The organism is Natronospira elongata (genome assembly GCF_034931365.1).
Taxonomy (GTDB): Bacteria; Pseudomonadota; Gammaproteobacteria; order Natronospirales; family Natronospiraceae; genus Natronospira; species Natronospira elongata.
The window spans coordinates 70,574-92,840 of the sequence record NZ_JAYGII010000008.1; the positions used below are offsets into that span (position 1 = coordinate 70,574).

Consider the following 22,267-nt stretch of genomic DNA (forward strand, 5'->3'; position numbering starts at 1 on the left):
TCAATGGCCTTGCTCGTCCGGGCCATCACCGTGACGTTCGTCGCTGACCAGTCGAATGGGAAAGGGCTCGGTCTCCGAGCCGGCGTAGAGGCTTCGATGGGGGAAGGGAATCTCGATCCCCTCCTCGTCGAAGGCTTCCTTGACCCGTTCGGGCATGTTGTTTCGCAATTCCAGGAAATTCTCCCGAGTGGCCCAGACATTGAACTGCAGGTCCATGGAAGAATCGCCGAAGCCGAGAAACAGCACAGCCGGCTTGGGTTCGGTCAGGCAAAGCGGATAGTCGTCCGCGACCTTGAGCAGGACTTCCCGCACCCGGGGCAGACTCTCACGGTAGGCCACGCCCACCTTGAGTTCCAGGCGACGGATGGCGAAGCGGGTGAGATTGACGATCTCCGACTTGATCAGGGTCTCGTTGGGGACACGCACGAACAGGTTGTCGAAGGTCCTCAGCTTGACCGACAGCAGGTCGATGGCCAGCACCTCCCCGAGGGTATCGCCTACCTTGATGAAATCACCGATCTTGAACGGCTTCTCGCCGATCAGGAAAAGCCCGCTGATGAGATTGGACGCCGATGTCTGGGAGGCAAAACCCAGCGCCACGGAAAGAATCCCGGCGGCACCCAGGATGACCGTGAGACTGAAGCCCAGCTGATGCAGGACCGACATCAGAACCAGGATGACGATGCCGTAGAAGACCACGCGCCGCAACAGGGCTGTCTGCTGGGGCTCCAGATACTTCTCGCCCACCCGACGGGTAATGACCGAGGCGAGCTTGGCGAAGAACAGGCCAAGCAGCAACAGCACCCCGGCCCGGAAAACCTCCAGGCCGCGTTCTGACGTCAGAAATTCCAGGATTTCCATGATCGGCGGCCTCCCTCAGGCGAACAGGCTTTCCAGGGTACGGAACAGGCCCTGCTTCTCGGGCAACTGACGGGCCTCGCTGACTCGGGTGGCCTCCATCCCCGACGGCAGCTGCATCTCCTCCAGCTTCAGGGCCCCCTGCTTCCCATCGGCACTGCGCTCCATCACCATGGGCTGGGTCCAGAGTTGATGGGTGTTGCTGGCATAAACAGGCAGCAAGGGCACGGGCACGCTGAGCCTTTCGATCAGCAGGGCATCCTCGGCCTGATTACGGACAGTCACGGGGGATACCACCCGGTGGGGCCGCTGCACCACCTCATCCAGACGCAGACGGGCCAGCGAACGGGTGGCATAGCAAAGCTCACCTTCCCGGGTATTGGAGCCGAACCAGGAATCGGAGGGCCGATAACTGGGAATTTCACACAGCGGCGTGGACTCACCCAGAGTAAGCACCTCGATCCAGACCGAGGTACTGACATAAATGATGGTTTCCTCGCCAGGAGGAATGAATAGCGGCGTATCAGGCCGAACCACAACCGGCCTGTCCGCCAGGCGCGGGCGCAGGGTCAGCCCCCGCTCGCTCTCGCGAAAGGCAAAACGGGCCAGCTTGCAATCGCTTTCATCGATCTCATCCAGATCCAGAAATTCCAGATTGGCATCCAGCGGGTCCTTGCCCTCCCGCCAGGCCAACCGCCACTCCTGGCGCCAGCGTCGGGCCTGAAGATGCAGCGGACCGATCTTCCAGCGAAAGCCGTTCTGCCCTTCCGGCAAGTCATACCGCCCCCACCAGGGCCGCGTGTGGGTCTCGCTCACGTCCATGATCGCAGTGAGTTCCTCGGCGCTCATTGTTCGCGCTCCTCTTTGCGCTTTTCCTCTGCCTTGGCTTCATCCCAATAGCCGTCCATTTCCGCCAGGCTCACTGAATCCCCACCGGACTGTTCGCGGACACGCTGTTCAACGTACCGATAGCGACGTTCAAACTTGGCATTACAGCCACGCAAGGCTGTCTCCGCATCCACCTTGAGGTGACGGGCCAGATTGGTTACGGCGAAAAGCAGATCGCCAATCTCCCCTTCCAGGCGCTCATGGCCAGCGCCCTCTTCCATGGCTTCCTCGATTTCCCGGATCTCTTCGCGAATCTTGTCAAGCGGGCCGGTAGGGTCCGGCCAGTCGAATCCGGACCGACTGGCACGTTTACCCAACTTGGTAGCCCGCTTGAGGGCCGGCAGGGCCAGGGGCACGTCATCAAGAGCGGACTGCTCCCCCCTGGCCTCGCGTTCGGCCGCCTTCATGGCTTCCCAGTCGGCCGTCTGCTCTTCCGAGGATGCATAGCTGGCATTGCCGAACACATGGGGATGGCGACGAACCAGCTTGTCGGCAATACCCTCGGCCACATCATCAAAGTCAAATCGCGAGGCTTCCGAGGCCATCTGGGCGTGAAACACGACTTGCAGCAACAGATCCCCCAGCTCATCCCGCAAGCCATCCATGTCGCCACGGCGGATGGCATCGTCCACTTCGTAGGCTTCCTCGATGGTGTAGGGGGCAATGGTGGAGAAATCCTGTTCCCGGTCCCAGGGACAACCGCCAGGCCCCCGCAGTCGCGCCATGATGGTTCGGAGTCGATCAATGGGTGGGCTCAGGGAATCGCCATCATCCGAGGCCATGCACAATCTCCTATTGCTCGCGCATCATTCGGCTCAATCCCACAATCATGGCAGCCGTGGCACCCCAAATGCGATAGCCCTGCCAGTCAATCTGATAATAGCTCAGTGCCTGCCCCCGCACGGTGACATCCACGACCTGGTGCTGGTCTGGGTCAAGGGCATGGGCCAGCGGAACTTCGAACACTTCGGCGACTTCAAAAGGATCCGGAGCGGTCTGATAATCCGGCTGCAGCAAACCCACCACGGGGGCCACCGCAAAGCCGGTGATGGTCAGATAAGGCGGCAGAAAGCCCTCTACCCGGATGCCCGCGGGGCCAATACCCACCTCTTCCTGCATCTCGCGCAGCGCGGCAGAGACCGCATCGGCATCCTGAGCCTCGAAGCTGCCGCCAGGAAAACAGATCTGACCGGGGTGATCGGGCAAATGATCGGTACGGCGGGTGAGCATCAGGCCCGGACCATCGGCACGGTCCACGACCGGCACCAGTACGGCCGCCGGTCGTGGCTGCTCCGGGCGCATCAGGCCTGCCGGCACATCGCCGTGCACGCCAAGCCTGGCTTCCCGAACCAGATCCGCCGGCGGGCGTGAACCCGCCAGCGTCGCCAGCAGACGGTCCCTGAGCATCCTGTCGCTCACGGTCGCCACCGCGGGCCTCAACCCTTGATCCCGCCCCGAGTAAGCTCCACGGCATCCAGCAGCCGGTCGAGATCTTCCTCGGACAGATCCGTCTCCGCCCGGGCCACGTCCCGGATGGGACGCCCTTCGGCATAGGCCTTCTTGGCCACCGCCGCGCCCTTCTCATAACCAATGACCGGATTCATGGCGGTCACCAGGATGGGATTCTTCTCCAGGGCTTCCTTGAGATTGCCCTCGTTGACGCTGAAACCATCAATGGCACGGTCGGCAAGCTGGGTGCTGCCGTTGGCGATCAGCTCAATGCTCTGCAGCAGGTTGTAGCCGATCACCGGCAGCATGACGTTGAGCTCGAAATTGCCGGACTGGCCGCCGACGGTAATGGTGGCGTCATTGCCGATCACCTGGGCGGAGAGCATGCACACCGCTTCGGGAATCACCGGGTTGATCTTGCCGGGCATGATGGAGGAGCCGGGCTGCAGGGCCGGCAGGGTAATCTCGCCAAGACCGGCCAGAGGACCACTGTTCATCCAGCGCAGATCATTGGCGATCTTCATCAGCGACACGGCCACGGTCTTGAGCTGGCCGGAAAGCTCCACCGCCGTGTCCTGAGTGGCAATGGACTCGAACTGGTCCTCGGCGGCCTCAAAGTCCAGGCCGGTCCGCTCGGACAGGTGGCGGGCAAAACTGCCGGCGAACTTCTCGTGGGCATTGATACCGGTACCCACTGCGGTACCACCCTGGGCCAGACCGTAAAGGCGCGGCAGCGTGGCCTCCACTCGATTGCAGCCACGGCGAATCTGGGTCGCCCAGGCGCCCATGGTCTGGTCGAAACGGACCGGCATGGCATCCATCAGATGGGTGCGACCGGTCTTGGCCACACCGGACAGCTCCCCGGCACGCCGCTCGATGGTGCCGGCCAGATGGCGCATGGCGGGCAGCAACCGCTCATTGACTTCCAGCGCGGCGCTGACATGGATGCAGGTCGGGATCACGTCATTGCTGCTCTGGCCCATGTTGACGTCATCGTTGGGATGGACCTTGTCGCCGAGCTTGTCACTGGCCAGGCGGGCAATGACTTCATTGGTATTCATGTTGGAACTGGTGCCGGAGCCGGTCTGAAACACATCCACCGGGAACTGGGCATCATGGCGGCCGGAGGCGACTTCCTCGGCGGCGGCCTGGATGGCGTCGGCACGCGCATCGTCGATCAGGCCCAGCTCACGGTTGGCGGCGGCGGCCGACCATTTCACCAGGCCCAGGGCCCGGATAAAGGCACGCGGCATGCGCAGACCGCTGATGGGGAAGTTCTCCACGGCGCGCTGCGTCTGAGCACCCCAGAGCGCCTCTTCCGGCACCTGGAGTTCGCCCATGCTGTCCTTTTCGATCCGGAAACCCTTGCTCGACATTGTCCTGCTCCTGTTGATTGCGTGACTGGAAGTGAAAACGCCCCTGTCACCGGGCCGGGCAAGCCCTTGCAGCGGCATTCCTGATAAAATGGTGATTTTATCATTCCGCGAAACCAATAAGGGAAATTGATGAGCGAGCACGCACTCACCGCCCTCTCCCCCCTCGACGGGCGTTACGCCGGCAAGACCGAAGCCCTCCGCCCCCTCTGCAGCGAGGCGGGCCTGATCCGCTATCGTGCCCTGGTGGAATTGCGCTGGCTGGCCGCCCTGGCCGATGAGCCCGGCATCCGTGAACTGCCCGAACTGAGCAGTGATGCCCGAACCTGGCTGGAGACCCTGATCCAGGGCTTTGGCAGCAGCGACGCTGCCCGGGTCAAGGAAATCGAACGCACCACCAATCACGACGTGAAGGCGGTGGAGTACTACTTGAAAGAGTGCGTTAAAAATCACGCGGAACTCAATGAAAAATCCGAGTTTTTCCACTTCGCCTGCACCAGCGAGGACATCAACAATCTGTCCTATGCCCTGATGCTGGCCGACACCCGCGATGAGATCCTGCTGCCCACGGTAGATGATCTGATTGAGAAGCTGCGGGCCCTGGCACACGAGTATGCGGACCTGCCCATGCTCTCCCGCACCCACGGCCAGCCGGCCTCTCCCACCACCCTTGGCAAGGAACTGGCCAATGTGGTCGACCGTCTTCGCCGCCAGCGGGCGCGCATTGCCGGCGTGAAGATCCTGGGCAAGATCAACGGTGCGGTGGGCAATTACAACGCCCACATGGCCGCCTACCCGGAAGTGGACTGGCCGGCCCTGGCGAAAAAGTTCGTGGAAAGCCTGGGTATCGACTGGAATCCCTACACCATCCAGATCGAGCCCCATGACTACATGGCCGAGCTCTTCGATGCCACCGCCGGACTCAATACCGTGCTGATCGACCTGTCCCGGGATATCTGGGGCTACATCGCCATGGGTTACTTCAAGCAGCGCACGGTGGCCGGCGAAGTGGGCTCCTCCACCATGCCCCACAAGGTCAATCCCATCGATTTCGAAAATGCCGAGGGCAATCTGGGCCTGGCCAACGCCATGCTCCGCCACCTGGCCGACAAGCTCCCGATTTCCCGCTGGCAGCGTGACCTGACCGACTCCACCGTGCTGCGCAATGTGGGCAGCGCCTTCGGCTACGGCCAGATTGCCTATGCCGCCCTGGACAAGGGCCTGGGCAAGCTCGAGGCCGATCCCAAACACCTGGCGGCCGACCTGGATGCCAACTGGGAAGTCCTGGCCGAGCCCATTCAGACGGTCATGCGCCGCTACGGTATTGAATCGCCCTATGAAAAGCTCAAGGAGCTGACCCGCGGCAAGCGGGTGGATCAGGCGGGCATGGCCGCCTTCATCGATAGCCTGGACCTGCCCGGCGCGGTCAAGACCCGCCTCAAGGACATGACCCCGGCCAGCTATATCGGCAATGCCGCCGAACAGGCCCGGGCCATCTGATGACAGACCGGCCCTACAAGCTGCGCCTGGAGGGCCTGGAGCCGGCCCGCTTCCTGTCCCGCTACTGGCAGAAGAAACCGGCCCTATACCGCCAGATCCTGCCGGGCTTTGAATCACCCCTGAGCCCCGAGGAGCTTGCCGGCCTGGCCTGCGAGCCGGATGTGGAGAGTCGCCTGGTCCAGGGGCCGCCCGAAGGCCCCTGGACCCTGAGCCAGGGCCCCTTCAGCGAGAGCCGCTTTGCCGACCTGCCGGAGCGGGACTGGACGCTGCTGGTCCAGGATGTGGACAAGCACCTGCCCGCCCTCGCCCGCATTCTGGACAGCTTCGACTTCCTGCCTCGCTGGCGCATGGACGATCTGATGATCAGCTATGCCGTCAACGGCGGCTCGGTCGGCCCCCATGTGGATGCCTATGACGTCTTCCTGCTGCAGGCAAGGGGCACCCGCCGCTGGGCGATTGACCCCGAGCCGGCCGACCTCAGCCGCCGCGATGACTGCGAGCTGGATGTGCTCCGCCACTTCCAGGCCCGCGAGGAATGGCTGCTGGAGCCGGGCGACATGCTTTACCTGCCACCGGGCGTGGCCCACTTCGGCCTTGCCGGCCCCGACTGCATGACTTTCTCGGTGGGGCTCAGGGCGCCGGACACCGCCGGCATGATTTCGGACTTCTCCGAATTCGTGACCCAGCAATTGCCTGAGGGGCATCGCTACGCCGACCCCGATCTTGAGCTGGACGAGGCCGGGCCCCGCCTGCACCCCAAGGCCATTCACCGGCTGCGGGATCTATTCAGCACCTTGCTGGAGCGGGACAACGAGGAACTGGCCGACTGGTTCGGACGCTTCATCACCGAGCCCAAGCCCTGGCTGCGCGCCGAACCGGACCCCGGCGACGGCTCCCATGAGGCGCTGAACCAGGCCCTGGCCGCCGGCCGCACCCCTGAACTGCGCAGCGACATCCTGGCGATCTGGCGCGAAGGCCCGGACGGGCGGCCGCATGTTTTTGTCGATGGCGACATGGAGGTCTGGGATCGGGGCTGCGAGGCCACCCTGGACCATCTGCTGTCCCGCCAGCCCTTCCCGGCCGACTTTGATCCCGGCGCGGTTGGTCGTAAGCTGATCAGTGTCTGGCTGGACAAGGGACGACTGGAGTGGACCGATGAAAACGACTAAACAGGCCATCAGCGTGCGTCGGGCCCGCTGGCCCGAGGATGTCCCCCTGCTGCGAAGCATCCGCGAACCGGTCTTTGTCGAGGAGCAGCAGGTGCCATTGGAGATGGAATGGGATGAGGACGATCCCCACTGCATCCATGTGATCGCAGAAGATGCCGAGGGCAATGCCATTGGCACCGGCCGCCTGGCCAAAAGCGGCAAGGTCGGGCGCATGGCGGTACTCAAACCCTGGCGCGGTCATGGCGTCGGCGGCGCCATCCTCCAGGCGCTGCTGGACGAGGCCCGCAGCGCCGGCATCCCGGAGTGCTACCTTCATGGCCAGACTGTCGCCCTGGGTTTCTATGAGCGCTACGGCTTCGTTGCCGAAGGGCCGGAATTCGACGAGGCCGGCATTCAGCACCGCATGATGCGCCGCCGGATCGAGGAAAATGCCTGATGAGTGATGATCCGCAGAACACCGGCGGCTCCCTCGAGTACCGTGACGACAGCCGGGAGGCCGCCCGGCAACTGGCCGAGGCCACGCGTCGTGAGCTGCTTATATTTACCCGCGACCTGGAACCGGCGGTACTGGACCAGAGCGAGTTCCTGGAGGCCGTACGCCAGCTTGTCATCCGCAGCCGCCACACCGGCCTGCGGGTGATCTGTCAGGACCCTACCCGCGCCATCAAGGAAGGGCATGGTCTGATCCGGCTGGCTCGCCGGGTCAGCTCCCACGTCAGCCTGCACCGTCCCCACCGGGAAGACGCCGAGGAAGCGGATGCCTTCATCGTCAGCGACGAGACCGGCTATCTCTATCGCCCCCTGGCCGATCGCCTGGAGGGCCGCTGGTCACCGAATGATCCAACCCAGGCGCGACGACTGCGCCAACGCTTCGATCAGATGTGGGATCGCAGCGAGCCGGAGACCGAGTTCCGGCAGCTGGGGGTCTAGGCCATGACCTGGAAACCCAATGTCACGGTCTCGGCGGTCGTCGAGGAAAACGCCCGCTTCCTGCTGGTCGAGGAAGAAATCCGCGGCCAACTCCAGCTCAATAATCCCGCCGGCCACCTGGAGCCGGGTGAAAGCCTCGTGGATGCCGTCATTCGCGAGGTCCAGGAAGAAAGCGCCCGCGACTTCGAACCCGAATCCATCAGTGGCATCTATCTCTGGCGCACAGCCTCGGGGGACAAGACATTCCTGCGGGTCAACTTCTGCGGCCAGGCCCGCCACTACAACCCCACCCAGGCCCTGGACACCGGCATTGTCCGCACCCTGTGGCTGTCCCGCGATGAAATCGCCGCCGAACAGGCCCGCCTTCGCAGCCCCCTGGTCCTGCGCTGCGTGGATGACTACCTGAACGGCAAACGCTATCCCCTGGATGCGCTCAGCCATCTTCCCGATGGCTGGCCGGAGGAATAGTTCTGAGTTCCGAGTGCTGAGTACTGAGTGCGGATTTGCCTCCCCAGCACTCAGTACTCGGAACTCAGAACTTTCCCCACAATCGCATTCCCCTCATCCAAACAGTTAAAATACCCCCATGCGCAACAAGCAGTCACAAACCGTCGTCGTCGGGCTCTCCGGTGGCGTGGATTCCGCCGTCTCCGCCTACCTGCTGGTGGAACAGGGCTATGACGTGCGCGGCCTGTTCATGGACAACTGGGATGCCGAGGCGGAAGGCGATGAGCAGGGCTATTGCACCGCCGCCGAAGACTTTCAGGATGCCCGCCGCGTCGCGGAAGAACTGGACATCCCGATTCAGCGGGTCAGTTTCGCCGCCGAGTACCGGGAACGGGTGTTCAGCTATTTCCTGGAGGAATATTCCGCCGGCCGAACCCCCAACCCCGACGTGCTCTGCAACACCGAGATCAAGTTCAAGGCCTTCCTGGACTATGCCTTGCGCCTGGGTGCCGACTGGATTGCCACCGGACACTATTGCCGGGTCCGACGTGACGAGTACGGAGCCCACCTGCTCAAGGGCCTGGATGGCAACAAGGACCAGACCTATTTCCTCCATGGCATTCACCCGGAGGCGCTCGCCAAGACCCTGTTCCCGGTGGGTGAGCTGGAAAAGGAACGGGTCCGGGAAATCGCCGTGGAAGCCGGTCTGCATAATCACGCCAAGCGCGACAGCACCGGCATCTGCTTCATCGGCGAACGCGCCTTCCGCCAGTTCCTGGGCAACTACCTGCCGGCCCGGCCCGGGCCCATCCTGACCCCGGACGGGCAAGAGATCGGTGAACACCAGGGCGCCATGTACTACACCATAGGTCAGCGTCAGGGCCTGGGTATCGGCGGTGTGCCGGGCTACCCGGATGCGCCCTGGTACGTCGCCGACAAGAACGTCCGCGACAATACCCTGATTGCCGTGCAGGGTCATGATCATCCCCTGCTCCAGCATGTCGGCCTGATCGCCGCCCAGCCACACTGGTTGCAGGCACCTACAAACTTCCCCTTTCGCTGTAGCGCCAAGACCCGTTACCGCCAGGCCGATCAGACCTGCGAGGTCGAGTTGCTGTCAGAAGACCGGCTGGCGGTGCGATTCGATCATCGCCAGCGTGCGGTCACCCCCGGGCAGTACGTGGTCTTCTACCAGGGAGAGGAATGCCTGGGGGGTGCCGTCATTGATCAGGCCATTCGCGCCGAGAACCCTTCATCCATTCCCAGGCGGGAGACAGCCTGATGTCCAAACGTCGTGATCGCGTCCTTGCTCTGGCGGGGGTGTTTCAATCGGTGAAAGGTGTCCATGATCTCGCCCGCCAGGGGCAGACGGACAATACCATCCTGGATACCGCCGTGCTCAGCGTGCTCACCCGAGACGCTGAACAGACCGAAGAAATCTTTGGCGGCATCAAAGCCGTGAGCCAGGGCCTGCGCCTTTTCCATCGACTGCTCACCGAGCGAGTGCCCGATGAGGACATGATGCTCACCCGATACGCCGTTGGGGTCATGCACATTGCCCGCAAGCTGCGAAAGAACCCGCAACTGCTGGAAAAGCTCGGCAGCGGCATCAACAATGCCGAGCGCTCCGTGGCCCACTTCGGTCGCGACCACGACAATGTCTTCGCCGGACTGGCCGATACCTATAGCGAAACCGCCGGCCAGATTCATCCGCGCATCATGGTCAGCGGCAACGACAGTCATCTTCAGAACCCGCGGGTGGTCAATCGTATCCGCAGTCTGCTCCTGGCCGGCATTCGCTCGGCCGTACTCTGGTATCAACTGGGCGGCAGCCGCCTGAGTCTGATTTTCCGGCGTCAATCACTGGCCGAAGAAGCCCTGCGCCTGTCCCGCGAGACCGCTACCGACGAGGGCTGAGAGCCCTGCCACAAATTGCTTTTGCCCGGTCTCAGGCCTGCTATGCTTGTCTCAGGCAAACATGGAGGACAAAGAGATGAGCGAAGCAGATGCGGGCAAGCTCGACTTGGGTGGGGGCAATCCGGTAACAATTCATACCGTTCCGGTTGATCGGCCCTGGTCCTGGCTCAGGGCCGGCTGGCAGGACCTGCGCCAATGCCCACAAAGCAGCCTCGCCTATGGCCTGATCTGGGTGGGCGTCAGCCTGATGCTCATTCTCGGCCTGTGGGCCGCCGGCCAGGGGTACTGGCTGCTGCCGCTGGTGGCCGGTTTCATGCTCATGGGCCCGATTGTTGCGGTCGGTACCTATACCATGAGCCGCGATCTGGCAGAAGGGCGGCAACCCTCCCTGTCAGCCGGCTTTCTGGCCTGGCGGACCAACACCACCCAGATCTTCCTGCTGGGCGTGTTGCTGATGGTCTTCCTGCTCGCCTGGATCCGCTTCGCCACCCTGCTGTTCGCCCTCTTCTTCGGCACCAATATTCCGGTCCTGGACAGCCCCGGCATGGTCTATAGCGAACTGCTGCTGTCCACCCCCGGTATCACCATGGTGATTGTCGGGAGCCTGATTGGCATGGTGCTGGCCTTCACGGCCTTTGCGCTCAGCGTGGTATCCATTCCGCGGCTTCTGGATCAACCCAGAACCAGCGTACTGGAAGCGGCCATCATCAGCCTGGCGGTGGTCCAGAGAAACTTCTGGCCGATGCTGGTATGGGGATTGATATTGAGCGTGGTGACCTTCGCCGGCCTCGCGTTCTTCCTGATCGGCCTGGCGGTGACCCTGCCCCTGTTGGGCCATGCCAGTTGGCACGCCTATCGGGACCTGGTCTCGGAAGGATAAAGCCGGCCGGGCTTCGATCTGGCCCTTCAAACGGTTTCAGATCGAGGCCCGGCCGCTCCCCATGTTCCGGCAGTTCGGATCAATTGGCCTTGTGGAGCTGATCAGTGGACACGGTCGTCGGCTCCACACCGGCATCGTCCAGATCCGCCCAGGGCTCACGCGGAGCTTCGAAGCGCTCACCGGCCCGAGCTGCGTAGCGTTCCGCATGCAATGAGCGAATCAGACCGAATACCATGCCGAGGATAATCAGAGAGAACGGCATGGCGGCCATGATCACCGCCGACTGCAGGGTCTCCAGCCCGCCTGCCACCAGCATGACCGCGGTCAACAATGCCAGAATGACTCCCCAGAGAATTCGATGGAACGTGGGCGGTTCGGCATCACCGCCTGAGAGAATGGTATTGATCACCAAGGTCCCGGCATTGGCGGAAGTGATCAGGTAGGTGCCGATCAATAGAATCAGGCCAAGGGACACAATCAACCCCAACAGGCCAAGACCCATGCCCTCAACGGTGACGAAAAGCGCCGTTGCCACATCCTCGTTCACCGCCTCCACGATTCCGCCATCGCCGAAAAGCTCCTGATACAGGGCGGTACCACCGAACAGGCCGATCCAGACCATGGTAATCACGGTGGGCACCAGCAAGACCCCCATGACGAACTCCCGGAAGGTCCGGCCCCGCGAGATTCGGGCGATGAACATGCCCACAAAGGGCGACCAGGCCAGCCACCAGCCCCAGAAGAACACCGTCCACTCCGATTGCCAGCCATCGTCATGGGTAGCATTGGTATAGAAGGTCATGTTGACCAGACTGCCTACATAGGCGCCGGCACTTTCCAGGGTCATGGCAATCAGGTGATGGGTGGGGCCAAAACCGATCAGGAAAAACACCACGCCCACGCTCAGCCAGAAGTTGAGCTCCGAAAGCACCCTCACCCCTCGTTTGACGCCGGAAACCACCGACAGCGTGGCAATCCCCATGATGCCGAAGGTAACCGCAAGCTGAAGCGTGACGCTGGGGGCAAGGTCAAACACTTGCGTAAGCCCCGCATTCATCTGTTGAACCCCAAGACCCAGGGTGGTGGCAATGCCAAAGACGGTGGCAAAGGCCGCCAGGGTGTCCACCAGGTTACCCGCCGGCCCGTGGCAATGCCGGCCCAGCAATGGCTGCAAGCCGGAACGGATGGTCAAGGGCAGGTCCCGCCGGAAGGCAAAATAGCCAAGCACCAGGCCCACGAAGGAGAAAATGGCCCAGCCATTCAAGCCCCAATGGAAAAACGTCAAGCGCATGGCCACCTGGGCCGCCTCCGGGCTCATGCCCTCGGCCACGAAGGGATTGTTCTCGAACTGCAGGATGGGCTGGGCAACGGCCCAGAACAGAATCCCCACCCCGGTACCGGCGGCGAAGAGCATGGCCACCCAGGAGAAGAAAGCGAATTCGGGCTGCTCCAGGTCATGCCCGAGCCGAACGTTCTTGTATCGCCCGATGCCCAGCCAGATCATCAGAAACAGCAGCAGGGCCACCACGAAGACGTAATACCACTCGAGGAATGGATTGACCTGCTCACGCACCGAGGCCAATACGCCAGCCACTGTTTCGGTATGAAAGGCGCCGAACACCAGGGCCACCACCATGACCGCCAGGGATGCCACGGTCACTGTGGGGTTCATGCCCTTGAACAGCCCCGACTTCGCTTGATCGTAATACATGCTCGCCTCCGGCCTGAATCAACAGACCGGAAAGGCTAACACGGCTTGTTCTGATTCGACGCTGTCAGCTTTCCGACTTGGCCTGGTCCAGCTTGTCCTGCGTGCGGTGCTCGAAATCGCTGGCGTCATGCCGTTCCGGGAGCTGCTCCTCGGGCTCGCCCCAGATGCGGTTCACCATGCGCCCACGCTGAACCGCCGGTCGTTCATCGATTTGACGTGCCCAGCGCAGCAGATGCTTGTATTCATGCACGGCCAGAAACTCGGCCGCATCATAGAGCCGCCCCAGAACCAGCACCCCGTACCAGGGCCAGATCGCCATGTCGGCAATGCTGTATTCCTTGCCGGCGATATAAGGCTGATCGGCCAGGCGACGGTCCAGCACGTCCAATTGGCGCTTGGTTTCCATGGTGTAACGATTGATGGGGTATTCGTAGTATTCCGGCGCATAGGCATAGAAATGCCCAAAGCCACCGCCTACAAGTGGCGCGCTGCCCATCTGCCAGAACAGCCAATTCAGGGTTTCGGTCCGGGCGGCATGGCCGGTGGGCAGAAAGGCCTCAAACTTCTCGGCCAGGTAGAGCAAAATGGCGCCGGATTCGAACACGCGCGTGGCCGGCTCGCTACTATGGTCCACCATGGCCGGAATCTTGGAATTGGGGTTGGCGTCCACGAATCCGCTGCCAAACTGCTCGCCTTCGAGGATATTGATCAGGTGGGCATCGTATTCTGCCTCCTTGATCCCGAGTTCCAGCAGCTCCTCGAACAGCACCGTCACCTTCACGCCATTGGGTGTGGCCAGGGAGTAGAGCTGGTGGGGATGCCGGCCTACCGGCAGATCCTGCTCATGGGTTGCCCCGGCGACCGGGCGATTGATACTGGCGAATCGCCCTCCGTTCTCCGGCTCTTCCCACTGCCAGACGCGAGGGGGCTGATAGGACGATGGATTCTCTTTGCTCATGAGGCTTCCCGGGTTTGATGAAAAGGCTTTGGCTCCACCGGACGACGACGCCACGATGCAGCCCATTACAAAAATATTTCAATCAACCATATAGCAACAATCAATTGGAACGCTTACTCTGAAAAAACTAGGCTATAGGGGATTTTCCAACAGCGTTACAAACAACAGGGAGTTCTGCAATGAATAAACTCACCTTGCCCCTGGCGGCGGCGACAGCAGCCTTGCTGTCATCCATCGCCCTCTCGGGCCCCGCCATCGCCGAACAGCCTCCCCGTTCGGCCGACTACTGGTGGCCCAACAAGCTGGATCTCAGCCCGCTCCGCAATCACGACCCCCGCTCCAATCCCTACGGTGAAGACTTCGACTACGCCGAAGCCTTCAGCGAGCTGGACCTGGAAGCGGTCAAGCGCGACATCGAAGAAGTCATGACCGACTCCCAGGACTGGTGGCCGGCCGACTGGGGCCATTATGGCCCCCTATTCATCCGCATGGCCTGGCACAGTGCCGGCACCTATCGAGTCTTCGACGGTCGGGGTGGCGCCGGCGGCGGCCAACAGCGCTTCGAGCCCCTCAACAGCTGGCCGGACAACGTCAACCTGGACAAGGCCGAGCGCCTGCTATGGCCGGTCAAGCAAAAGTACGGCCGCAGCCTCTCCTGGGCCGACCTCATGATCCTCACCGGCAACGTGGCTCTGGAGTCCATGGGCTTTGAAACCTATGGCTTCGCCGGTGGCCGCGACGATGACTGGGAGCCCGACCTGGTTTACTGGGGCCCCGAATCCGTCTGGCTGGGCGATGAACGCCACGGCGAGGGCATCAATGAAGGCGGCGAATTGGACCGTCCCCTGGCCGCTTCCCAGATGGGCCTGATCTACGTGAACCCGGAAGGCCCGGGCGGCAAGCCCGACCCCCTCGCTGCCGCCGAACAGATCCGCACCACCTTCGGCCGCATGGGCATGAACGACGAAGAGACCGTCGCCCTGATCGCCGGTGGGCACACCTTCGGCAAGGCCCACGGCGCCGTGTCCCAGGACTGCGTCGGCCCCGAACCCACCGACGCCCCGCTCGAGCAGCAGGGCCTGGGCTGGCAGAACGAGTGTGGCAGTGGCAAGGGCGCCGACACCTTCACCAGTGGCCTTGAAGGGGCCTGGTCCGCCAACCCCACCCGCTGGACCCACCAGTTCTTCGAGAACCTGTTCGCCTTTGAATGGGAACAGACCGAAAGCCCGGCCGGCGGCATCCAGTGGGTGCCCAAGGACGGCCAGGCCGCCAACCTGGTGCCCGACGCCCACGAAGAGGGCGTGCGTCATGCGCCGATCATGTTCACCACCGACCTGTCGCTGAAAAAGGACCCGGCCTATCGGGAAATCTCCAAGCGATTCCTGGAGAACCCCGAGGAGTTCGAGGAAGCCTTCGCCCGGGCCTGGTTCAAGCTGACCCACCGCGACATGGGCCCGCGCTCTCGCTATCTGGGCTCGAAAGTCCCGGACGAGGCCATGATCTGGCAGGACCCGGTCCCCGAGGCCGACTATCGCCCGATCAATGACCGCGACGTACGCCGGCTGAAGGCGGAGATCCTTGATACGGACCTGACCGTGGCTGAACTGGTCCGCACCGCCTGGGCCTCTGCCGCCACCTTCCGCAGCAGTGACATGCGTGGTGGCGCCAACGGTGCCCGCATCCGCCTGGAGCCCCAGCGCGGCTGGGAAGTTAACAACCCGGAGGAACTGGACCGGGTACTGGACACCCTTGAAGGCATCAAGAACGACTTCAACGACAGTCAGCGCCGCAACAAGCGCGTCTCCCTGGCCGACCTGATCGTGCTCGGCGGCGCGGCGGCCATCGAGCAGGCTGCCAGCGAGGCCGGCCATGACGTCACGGTGCCCTTCGAGCCCGGCCGCACCGATGCCAGCCAGGAAGACACCGACGTGGAAAGCTTTGCCGTGCTGGAACCGCGGGCGGACGGCTTCCGCAACTACTACCGCGAAGACAGCCGGCTTTCTCCCACCGAGGCCCTGGTCAACCGCGCCGACCTGCTTGACCTGACGGTACCGGAAATGACCGTTCTGGTCGGTGGCATGCGGGCCCTTGGCGCCAACGCCAACGACGTGGAGCACGGCCTGTTCGTGGACAGCACCGGCAAGCTGAGCAATGAGTACTTCGTCAACCTGCTGGACATGTCCACCCAGTGGGAGCAGTCCTCCGACGATCCGGGCGTCTACATCGGCCGCGATCGCAGCAACGGCGAAGTGAAGTGGACCGCCACCCCGGTGGACCTGATCTTCGGTTCACACACCGAGCTCCGTGCCGTCGCCGAGGCCTACGCCTCCAATGACGCCGACGAGCTCTTCGTCCAGGACTTCATCGACGCCTGGACCAAGGTCATGAACCTGGACCGCTTCGACCGCTGATTCGGAGAGCCCTCCGATCTGGCAAGAAAAACGGCGGCGTCATCCGACGCCGCCGTTTCTTTATTCAGAACTGGCCTCAGTGGGACATTCCCGACCTGAGCCACCTCGAGACTCAAGGCTTATGGGACCGGTTTCTCACGAAGACAATATCCTGTCACTCAGCGTTCAACCAGCTCAACCCGGCGGTTCAGGGCTCGCCCTTCCTCGGTCCGGTTGGTAGTAATCGGCGCCATCATCCCGGCGCCGGCACTCTGGAGCCGATCACCATCGATACCATGGCGATCCTGCAACCATTGCGACACGGATTCCGCCCGGGTCATGGACAGTTGCAGGTTATAGTCGAAATCTCCAACGTTATCCGTATGGCCGACAACCAGAAGCCGCATGTCCGGCCGGGATTCCATCAGTTCCGCAATCGTTGCCAGAGCATCCGCTGAATCAGGCAAGATGGAATCACTGTCGAATTCAAACAGAATATCCTGCACCGCCACCCGACCGTGTTCGACAATTCCCGCCTGCATCTCATCCGCACTGAGCGGAACATGATCCATGGTGGTATCCATTTCATCGGCGGTCACAATGGCCTTGGCCACTGTCGGCCCATCCGCTCTGCGGGCATTGTAGATTGCAATTGCCGCCAGGGTTCGACCATCTGCCGACCGGGCCGCGATGTAATGGATGTTGCGGTTACGGTTGGCAAGATGGCAGCAACCTCGAGCACCACGCTCAAAAATATTGGTTCCCCGGGCAAGAAAGGCACGCCCGTCCCGGCCACCCAGCTCGGCATCGCTGCCCGTGTAGAGAATCTCGAAGCCCCGCCCCTCAAGGGCTTCAAGATGGCTTCGCTTGACCCGAAGTTCCGCAACATCCCCGTCACGGAAGAGATAACTCAGTTTCAGTACCTGCCCCTCAAGCGACTCACTGTTTTCAACTGCGCCATCACGATAGGGACCGGTGGGTATCGTCAGCCGAGCGTAATCCGCGTGCTCATGGTGAACAATGTAAGAATCCGCCAAACGCGGAATCTCCGGATGATCGCCGGAACCTTCCAGATCCTCCTGCCCCGTGGCCGGCGAGATCCCGAATGCTGCAGCACAAACAAGAACCAGCCCCTGCTGAAAACGAATACACTTCATTGAACCGACCTCCCTACCCTCTTTGTTTTAATGGGCCCCGCAGCGCGGGAGTGAGTTATAAGAACCGGCGAGCCGAGCAAAAGCAGATGATCGAGACAAAATCAGTCGTCACCAAAGCGCCGTTCATTGTCCTGCCAGGACCACAAGCCGAGCAGCACCCCGAAAAGGGGCACGGCAACAAGCAATGTCCAGGCCATGAATGCGAGCGAGGGCAGCTGTCGCGTACTGAAGGCCAGCAGCCCCAATCCCACCACGGCGACCGGCAATGCCCAGCCCAGCACGCCGTAACGGAGCACATAAGGCCACCGCCCCATCTGGCGCAGCCTCTGCCAGTACAAGCGGCGATTCTCGAACGGCCGCATCTCAGCCGCCAATTCGTGCCATCCGGTCGGCCTGCACGATTTCGATCCAATAGCCGTCTGGGTCCTTGATGAAGGCGATGTCCTTCATTTTGCCCTGCTCTGGCCGCTTGACGTACTCAACGTCATTGGCGTCAAACCAGGCAATCGCCTTGTCCAGGTCCGGGACCGAGAAGCAGATATGGCCAAAGCCCTGGGGCTCACTGTTGCCATCGTGGTAATGGGCGTCGGGATCATTCTCCGTGCCCCAATTGTGGGTCAGCTCCAGAATGCCCCGCTGACTGAATGTCCAGCGCGTCCGTCCGGCACGATCCTCGGGAATCGCCTCTTCCGGGTCGGGGCGCGCGAGAAAGTACAGGGAAAATTCCATCTCTTCGAAATCCAGCCGCCGCAACACCCGCATGCCGAGCACGTGGCTGTAAAAGGCCAGCGAGGCTTCCGGGTCCTTTACCCGCAGCATGGTGTGGTTGAAGCGGAATCCCAGGGTCTCGTCGGGGGCTTTGGCTGCCACACCCGGGTAATCTTCTGTCTCAAAACTCATCGGCCTAAACCTCCAAATCCAAATCGCCGGAATGGCTCGCCATCAGGGCTGATAATACCGCAGCACGAGCCGCCACTCCCCCGCCTTCGGGTAAGCCTGGATCGCGCCCGGCGCTGTCGGTAGCGCGTAGCCGGCAAGCCTGCCTTCAAAACCATAGGGATCACAGTCCGGGCTGTCCATATCGACAAGCCCTGCCAGCATCTGCTGCACTGCCGCTGCTTCATATCGCCCGAGAAACTCGGTGGCATCATCAAAGTGCAGACGCTGCTCGGGCTCAACACCCATCACCGCCCCGGCGTGATCCAGGAAGGGATAATCCAGGGCATTGGCGACCGCCTCACGCCGATCCGCCACAATCGCCCTCTGAAGATCGTCGAACCAGTCCGGGAAGCCATCCTCCGAACCACACAGACGGGCCGGGTCCCGGCTTCTCAGCATCACCCGCGTGACATTGCCGCCCCCGGCCGTGTCCAGCACCATGGCCTCATAGACATGTTCCTGGGCCGGATCATCCCAGACCCGATGCTTCCAGTCCTTCTCCCTAGGTGACCCGCCAAGCACGCCAGACAGCTGCTCACTGACCATCGACAAGGACGGCTCCACCGCCGTCACATCGCCCTTCACCACCGCCTGCGGCTCAAAGATCACATGCGAGACCACCCCCTCGCCATCCAGCACAAAGGCCATCCTGCCCTTCATCCCCGCAAAGCGGACTTCACTGCCATAGCCCTCGGGTGCCGGATAATCACCGGGGCGCACCGAGCCTGGCGCAGGCAACGCCGCCCTATTACCCCTCGAAGAGCGATAATAAGGCTCCTCCTCAATCAGCATGCGGACATTCTTGCGGGCTGCCGCCACGCGTTCGACGACTTCCTCGTTGCGGAAACAGTCAGGGGAGCCAAAGCCACGCTCCAGCAACTCATACAGGCTGTCGGCAAACTGCCGAAGCGTGTTGGTATCACTGAGCACCTGCTCACGAAACCACGCTTGCTCCCGCCATTCAGGCAGGCGCTCGGCAGCATGCAGGGCATAGAGCGAATTACTCGCGCCACGACAGTCGGAGGGCAGCGGGTTAGGATTATCGGGCAGCAGCAGCAAAACCGCCGGACGCGGAGGGCTCCCCGCCCGGCTCCGGGAAGGCAGTTTCACAAGCGTGTGAGCGCTACGATCAGACGATTCTTCGTGGGCAACCACCGGGAACTCCGCCAAATGACTGCCCGCCATGGCCATGACGACACGACGACGGCTGCGCTCTTCAAGCAGGAAACGGCCCTCCTCATCGCTCACCGCCGTCACCTTGAGCGGATCCGTGTCCCGGGAGCCCCGGACCCGGAGCAATGTCACCTGTGCTCCGGCCACCGGCTCACCATCAACACCATCCAATACCCGCCCCTCTGTCGCCGGCGTCTCGGCCTCATGAATCAGCATGGGAATACAGCCGCCGAGCCCCAGGACCAGCACGCCCATCAGCAGGCATCGCGAGATAGCTGTCATTACCCCTCCTCGAACCAATCCGCCCCAACCCAGTATAGACAGGAAGAGGGACGATTAGTGCTCAAGCTCACGCCGCCGCCGGGCGATCAACCGCCGGGCCCGCAACCGACTCCGCCACCGCTGCCAAAAGCCCAAGCCCGCGGTAGCCTGCTTCACATTCAGCCAGGCACGACCCGCCAAGACCGCCGCACGGGCTCGCGAGCCATCGCTTGGCGCACTGAAGGCCTTACCAACCAGTGACTCAATCTGGGCATCCGTGGGAACAGTCCGCACCGGCTGGCGCGGCGAAGCATTTCGATCGACTGAAGCGGTCGCCGGGACGGGCAACTCAAGAAGCCTCGCAAGCAGCCGCTCACGCATGGCCTGATCATCCTCTTCCCAGCCCTCCCGGCTACGGGCAGCGGAAAGCAGACGCAAGGCATGCTGCTGCAGGCGCTCGTCATCCCCCTCCAGCCCCGGAATGGTCTCCCTCGCCTGCCTGGCGATCGCCTCAATATCCACCGTGCCCTCCCTTAGGCAATTACCCACCCATGTGTCACTTCGCCGGCTCGGGCAGAACCGGCGGGGTACTATCCATGTAAGTCAGGAAATTCAGCCAGATCTCGTGGGTTCTTTGCCTCGTCAGCCGAGTCTTGCAGGACAGCGCCTTGGCATCGCGAATCGTACCGTCACGCCACTGCGTATAGACCGAGCCGCAGTGAGAATCGACATAATTATCCCACTGCTCCTGAGCCGATTCGATTGCCTCGACCAGCTCAGGATCAAAACCATTATGCTCCAGACTCGCCTCCAGATACGCCGCCATCTCTTCCCGCGACGCATCCAATGCCATAGCGGCGCACTCATTCACTTGCAGCGTCGTTTTCGGATTATCGCAATCGAGCGTTTTATCCGCCGCTACCGCCGAAAAGGCAGCCCCAAAAAGCACGACAAACACTGTTTTTCTCATTGTTCTCTCTCAAGGTCCAATTCCAATCCAAAACCAGCCGACAAGTCCTTACCGCGCCAAGCCAGCGCAGAGACCTGGCCTTCCAGGGGAACATCCACGCCCCAAGGCGTGCTCAGCCCCAGAAGCCGACCGAAACGATTGCTGTCTCTGATACCCGAAACGCCAAGCTACCCCCTCGATCAGGGGAGGCCCCAGAATAATACCCTGAACAGCGGAAATATGGCCGGCGCGCCTGCTATATTCAGAGTACTCCTACCAAACGGAGGGGGGGGGGCGTATGCCAATTTCCACTAACGGAAATGATATCGGAAGTACCCTGGCCTTTGCGAAATCCAGTGGCCGGCTCTTCCTCGCAGGCTTGCTAATCACCCTGTTTGCCGCCTGCGGCGAGTCCGGACCGGGGGACAAACGCCTGGAAGAGATCCGGGAAAGCGGTCGACTGCATGTATTGACTCGCAACAGCCCCACCACCTTCTACATCAACCGGGACGACCAACCTGAAGGGCTGGAATACGACCTGACCCAGGCCTTCGCCGAGCATCTTGGCGTCGAGGTCGAATATGAGCGGGTCCATAGTGTCGCGGAGATTATCGAGCGGATTGAGAACGGCGAAGGCGATATCGGCGCCGCGGGCATTTCGCGTACCGAAGAGCGACTGGACCGGATCCGGACCGGGCCCGGATACCAAACAGTGGAGCAGCAGGTGGTCTGTCGCCGTGGCGGTGCCGAACCCCAGGGAGTAGACGATCTGGAGGAAGTCTCCTTACTCGTCATGGAAGGTACCAGCTATCACGACCGCCTGCAGGCACTCCAGGCGGATTATCCCGACCTGGAGTTCGAGACCACAAACGAACTGAATACGGAACAGCTACTGCGTTTCGTCTGGGAACGGCGGGTAGACTGCACAGTGGCCGACTCCAACCTGGTGGCGATCACACGGCGCTATTACCCCGAGCTCGAGATTCGCTTCAACCTCGGCGCACCGGACACCCTCGTATGGGTCATGCCTCGCGGGGCCAACCGGCTTCGCCGTGAAATCGGGAACTGGTATGGCGACTTCGAGGATAGCGGCGCCATGGAGCGCATACTGGACCGCTATTACGGTTTTTACGAAGTCTTCGACTATGTGGATATCCGCCGACTCCATCGTCGCGTCAGGGAACGACTGCCCCGTTATGAAACCCACTTCAGACAGGCCGCTGCAGCGCATGATTTCGACTGGATTCTGCTGGCGGCCGTCGGCTACGAGGAATCACACTGGAACCCCAGCGCCCGCAGCCCAACCGGGGGGTATTAC

At 62.1% G+C, this 22,267-nt stretch carries 23 protein-coding genes; 10 read left to right on the top strand and 13 right to left on the bottom strand.

What is annotated here, in order from left to right; genetic code table 11:
• From VCB98_RS05805 to VCB98_RS05825, 5 genes are read right to left on the bottom strand one after another with little or no spacing between them, the layout of a single operon-like run.
• Positions 1-861, bottom strand: coding sequence for a mechanosensitive ion channel family protein (locus VCB98_RS05805; RefSeq protein WP_346050955.1), 861 nt, complete (start codon positions 859-861; stop codon positions 1-3).
• Between the two features lie 15 nt (positions 862-876).
• The gene (locus VCB98_RS05810) at positions 877-1,707 is read right to left on the bottom strand and encodes a DUF432 domain-containing protein (protein WP_346050956.1); all 831 of its coding nucleotides are present in this window, start codon (positions 1,705-1,707) and stop codon (positions 877-879) included.
• Entirely contained in the window at positions 1,704-2,528 is an 825-nt protein-coding gene (gene mazG, locus VCB98_RS05815) for a nucleoside triphosphate pyrophosphohydrolase (RefSeq protein ID WP_346050957.1), read from the bottom strand. Before mazG ends, VCB98_RS05810 begins: the two co-directional genes overlap by 4 nt.
• Positions 2,529-2,538: 10 nt before the next feature.
• Entirely contained in the window at positions 2,539-3,165 is a 627-nt protein-coding gene (locus tag VCB98_RS05820) for a CoA pyrophosphatase (protein ID WP_346050958.1), read from the bottom strand.
• 17 nt (positions 3,166-3,182) lie between these two features.
• On the bottom strand, positions 3,183-4,571 hold the full coding sequence (locus VCB98_RS05825; protein WP_346050959.1) for a class II fumarate hydratase: 1,389 nt from the start codon (positions 4,569-4,571) through the stop codon (positions 3,183-3,185).
• A 129-nt stretch (positions 4,572-4,700) separates the two neighbouring features.
• Here VCB98_RS05825 and purB point away from each other — a divergent pair, with 129 nt between their 5' ends.
• The 8 genes from purB (at position 4,701) to VCB98_RS05865 (ending at position 11,411) form a co-directional block, all read left to right on the top strand.
• On the top strand, positions 4,701-6,068 hold the full coding sequence (purB, locus tag VCB98_RS05830; protein WP_346050960.1) for an adenylosuccinate lyase: 1,368 nt from the start codon (positions 4,701-4,703) through the stop codon (positions 6,066-6,068).
• Positions 6,068-7,237, top strand: a complete 1,170-nt coding sequence (locus VCB98_RS05835) for a cupin domain-containing protein (protein ID WP_346050961.1) — start codon at positions 6,068-6,070, stop codon at positions 7,235-7,237. The genes purB and VCB98_RS05835 overlap by 1 nt, the downstream gene beginning before the upstream one ends.
• Positions 7,224-7,673 (top strand): GNAT family N-acetyltransferase, encoded by a 450-nt coding sequence (locus VCB98_RS05840; protein WP_346050962.1) that lies wholly within the window; start codon positions 7,224-7,226, stop codon positions 7,671-7,673. Before VCB98_RS05835 ends, VCB98_RS05840 begins: the two co-directional genes overlap by 14 nt.
• Positions 7,673-8,167 (top strand): DUF7931 domain-containing protein, encoded by a 495-nt coding sequence (locus tag VCB98_RS05845; protein ID WP_346050963.1) that lies wholly within the window; start codon positions 7,673-7,675, stop codon positions 8,165-8,167. Before VCB98_RS05840 ends, VCB98_RS05845 begins: the two co-directional genes overlap by 1 nt.
• 3 nt (positions 8,168-8,170) lie before the next feature.
• Positions 8,171-8,635 (top strand): NUDIX hydrolase, encoded by a 465-nt coding sequence (locus VCB98_RS05850; protein WP_346050964.1) that lies wholly within the window; start codon positions 8,171-8,173, stop codon positions 8,633-8,635.
• Between the two features lie 118 nt (positions 8,636-8,753).
• The gene (gene mnmA, locus VCB98_RS05855) at positions 8,754-9,896 is read left to right on the top strand and encodes a tRNA 2-thiouridine(34) synthase MnmA (protein ID WP_346050965.1); all 1,143 of its coding nucleotides are present in this window, start codon (positions 8,754-8,756) and stop codon (positions 9,894-9,896) included.
• The gene (hflD, locus tag VCB98_RS05860; RefSeq protein WP_346050966.1) at positions 9,896-10,531 is read left to right on the top strand and encodes a high frequency lysogenization protein HflD; all 636 of its coding nucleotides are present in this window, start codon (positions 9,896-9,898) and stop codon (positions 10,529-10,531) included. The genes mnmA and hflD overlap by 1 nt, the downstream gene beginning before the upstream one ends.
• A 76-nt stretch (positions 10,532-10,607) precedes the next feature.
• Positions 10,608-11,411, top strand: coding sequence for a DUF2189 domain-containing protein (locus tag VCB98_RS05865; RefSeq protein ID WP_346050967.1), 804 nt, complete (start codon positions 10,608-10,610; stop codon positions 11,409-11,411).
• Positions 11,412-11,490: 79 nt separating this feature from the next.
• Here the strand turns inward: VCB98_RS05865 and VCB98_RS05870 are convergent, their stop codons facing one another.
• Positions 11,491-13,122: a BCCT family transporter gene (locus tag VCB98_RS05870; RefSeq protein ID WP_346050968.1), complete on the bottom strand. Its 1,632-nt coding sequence runs from the start codon at positions 13,120-13,122 to the stop codon at positions 11,491-11,493.
• A gap of 64 nt (positions 13,123-13,186) precedes the next feature.
• A complete protein-coding gene (gene yghU, locus VCB98_RS05875; protein ID WP_346050969.1) occupies positions 13,187-14,080 on the bottom strand; it encodes a glutathione-dependent disulfide-bond oxidoreductase in 894 nt (297 codons plus the stop codon).
• A gap of 179 nt (positions 14,081-14,259) precedes the next feature.
• On the opposite strand from yghU, the gene katG reads away from it, so the two are divergent.
• Positions 14,260-16,491, top strand: a complete 2,232-nt coding sequence (katG, locus tag VCB98_RS05880) for a catalase/peroxidase HPI (protein WP_346050970.1) — start codon at positions 14,260-14,262, stop codon at positions 16,489-16,491.
• Positions 16,492-16,649: 158 nt separating this feature from the next.
• Here katG and VCB98_RS05885 read toward each other — a convergent pair whose 3' ends face one another.
• The 6 genes from VCB98_RS05885 to VCB98_RS05910 all read right to left on the bottom strand — a co-directional run bounded on the left by VCB98_RS05885 (position 16,650) and on the right by VCB98_RS05910 (position 20,970).
• Positions 16,650-17,627: an OmpA family protein gene (locus VCB98_RS05885; RefSeq protein ID WP_346050971.1), complete on the bottom strand. Its 978-nt coding sequence runs from the start codon at positions 17,625-17,627 to the stop codon at positions 16,650-16,652.
• Between the two features lie 101 nt (positions 17,628-17,728).
• The gene (locus tag VCB98_RS05890) at positions 17,729-18,001 is read right to left on the bottom strand and encodes a hypothetical protein (RefSeq protein ID WP_346050972.1); all 273 of its coding nucleotides are present in this window, start codon (positions 17,999-18,001) and stop codon (positions 17,729-17,731) included.
• Entirely contained in the window at positions 17,991-18,527 is a 537-nt protein-coding gene (gloA, locus tag VCB98_RS05895) for a lactoylglutathione lyase (protein ID WP_346050973.1), read from the bottom strand. The genes VCB98_RS05890 and gloA overlap by 11 nt, the downstream gene beginning before the upstream one ends.
• 42 nt (positions 18,528-18,569) lie before the next feature.
• A complete protein-coding gene (locus tag VCB98_RS05900; RefSeq protein ID WP_346050974.1) occupies positions 18,570-20,021 on the bottom strand; it encodes a carboxypeptidase-like regulatory domain-containing protein in 1,452 nt (483 codons plus the stop codon).
• A gap of 54 nt (positions 20,022-20,075) precedes the next feature.
• The gene (locus VCB98_RS05905) at positions 20,076-20,522 is read right to left on the bottom strand and encodes a hypothetical protein (RefSeq protein WP_346050975.1); all 447 of its coding nucleotides are present in this window, start codon (positions 20,520-20,522) and stop codon (positions 20,076-20,078) included.
• A gap of 34 nt (positions 20,523-20,556) precedes the next feature.
• Positions 20,557-20,970, bottom strand: coding sequence for a lysozyme inhibitor LprI family protein (locus VCB98_RS05910; protein ID WP_346050976.1), 414 nt, complete (start codon positions 20,968-20,970; stop codon positions 20,557-20,559).
• Between the two features lie 277 nt (positions 20,971-21,247).
• Between VCB98_RS05910 and VCB98_RS05915 the strand changes: the two genes are divergently transcribed.
• Positions 21,248-22,267: transporter substrate-binding domain-containing protein (locus tag VCB98_RS05915; protein ID WP_346050977.1), on the top strand; the 1,020-nt coding region annotated here is incomplete at its 3' end.

Coding starts and splice junctions, on each gene's coding strand:
- VCB98_RS05805 (WP_346050955.1), bottom strand. CDS start 861: ATGGAAATCCTGGAATTTCTGACGTCAGAACGCGGCCTGGAGGTTTTC.
- VCB98_RS05810 (WP_346050956.1), bottom strand. CDS start 1,707: ATGAGCGCCGAGGAACTCACTGCGATCATGGACGTGAGCGAGACCCAC.
- mazG (WP_346050957.1), bottom strand. CDS start 2,528: ATGGCCTCGGATGATGGCGATTCCCTGAGCCCACCCATTGATCGACTC.
- VCB98_RS05825 (WP_346050959.1), bottom strand. CDS start 4,571: ATGTCGAGCAAGGGTTTCCGGATCGAAAAGGACAGCATGGGCGAACTC.
- purB (WP_346050960.1), top strand. CDS start 4,701: ATGAGCGAGCACGCACTCACCGCCCTCTCCCCCCTCGACGGGCGTTAC.
- VCB98_RS05835 (WP_346050961.1), top strand. CDS start 6,068: ATGACAGACCGGCCCTACAAGCTGCGCCTGGAGGGCCTGGAGCCGGCC.
- VCB98_RS05840 (WP_346050962.1), top strand. CDS start 7,224: ATGAAAACGACTAAACAGGCCATCAGCGTGCGTCGGGCCCGCTGGCCC.
- VCB98_RS05845 (WP_346050963.1), top strand. CDS start 7,673: ATGAGTGATGATCCGCAGAACACCGGCGGCTCCCTCGAGTACCGTGAC.
- VCB98_RS05850 (WP_346050964.1), top strand. CDS start 8,171: ATGACCTGGAAACCCAATGTCACGGTCTCGGCGGTCGTCGAGGAAAAC.
- mnmA (WP_346050965.1), top strand. CDS start 8,754: ATGCGCAACAAGCAGTCACAAACCGTCGTCGTCGGGCTCTCCGGTGGC.
- hflD (WP_346050966.1), top strand. CDS start 9,896: ATGTCCAAACGTCGTGATCGCGTCCTTGCTCTGGCGGGGGTGTTTCAA.
- VCB98_RS05865 (WP_346050967.1), top strand. CDS start 10,608: ATGAGCGAAGCAGATGCGGGCAAGCTCGACTTGGGTGGGGGCAATCCG.
- VCB98_RS05870 (WP_346050968.1), bottom strand. CDS start 13,122: ATGTATTACGATCAAGCGAAGTCGGGGCTGTTCAAGGGCATGAACCCC.
- yghU (WP_346050969.1), bottom strand. CDS start 14,080: ATGAGCAAAGAGAATCCATCGTCCTATCAGCCCCCTCGCGTCTGGCAG.
- katG (WP_346050970.1), top strand. CDS start 14,260: ATGAATAAACTCACCTTGCCCCTGGCGGCGGCGACAGCAGCCTTGCTG.
- VCB98_RS05885 (WP_346050971.1), bottom strand. CDS start 17,627: ATGAAGTGTATTCGTTTTCAGCAGGGGCTGGTTCTTGTTTGTGCTGCA.
- gloA (WP_346050973.1), bottom strand. CDS start 18,527: ATGAGTTTTGAGACAGAAGATTACCCGGGTGTGGCAGCCAAAGCCCCC.
- VCB98_RS05900 (WP_346050974.1), bottom strand. CDS start 20,021: ATGACAGCTATCTCGCGATGCCTGCTGATGGGCGTGCTGGTCCTGGGG.
- VCB98_RS05910 (WP_346050976.1), bottom strand. CDS start 20,970: ATGAGAAAAACAGTGTTTGTCGTGCTTTTTGGGGCTGCCTTTTCGGCG.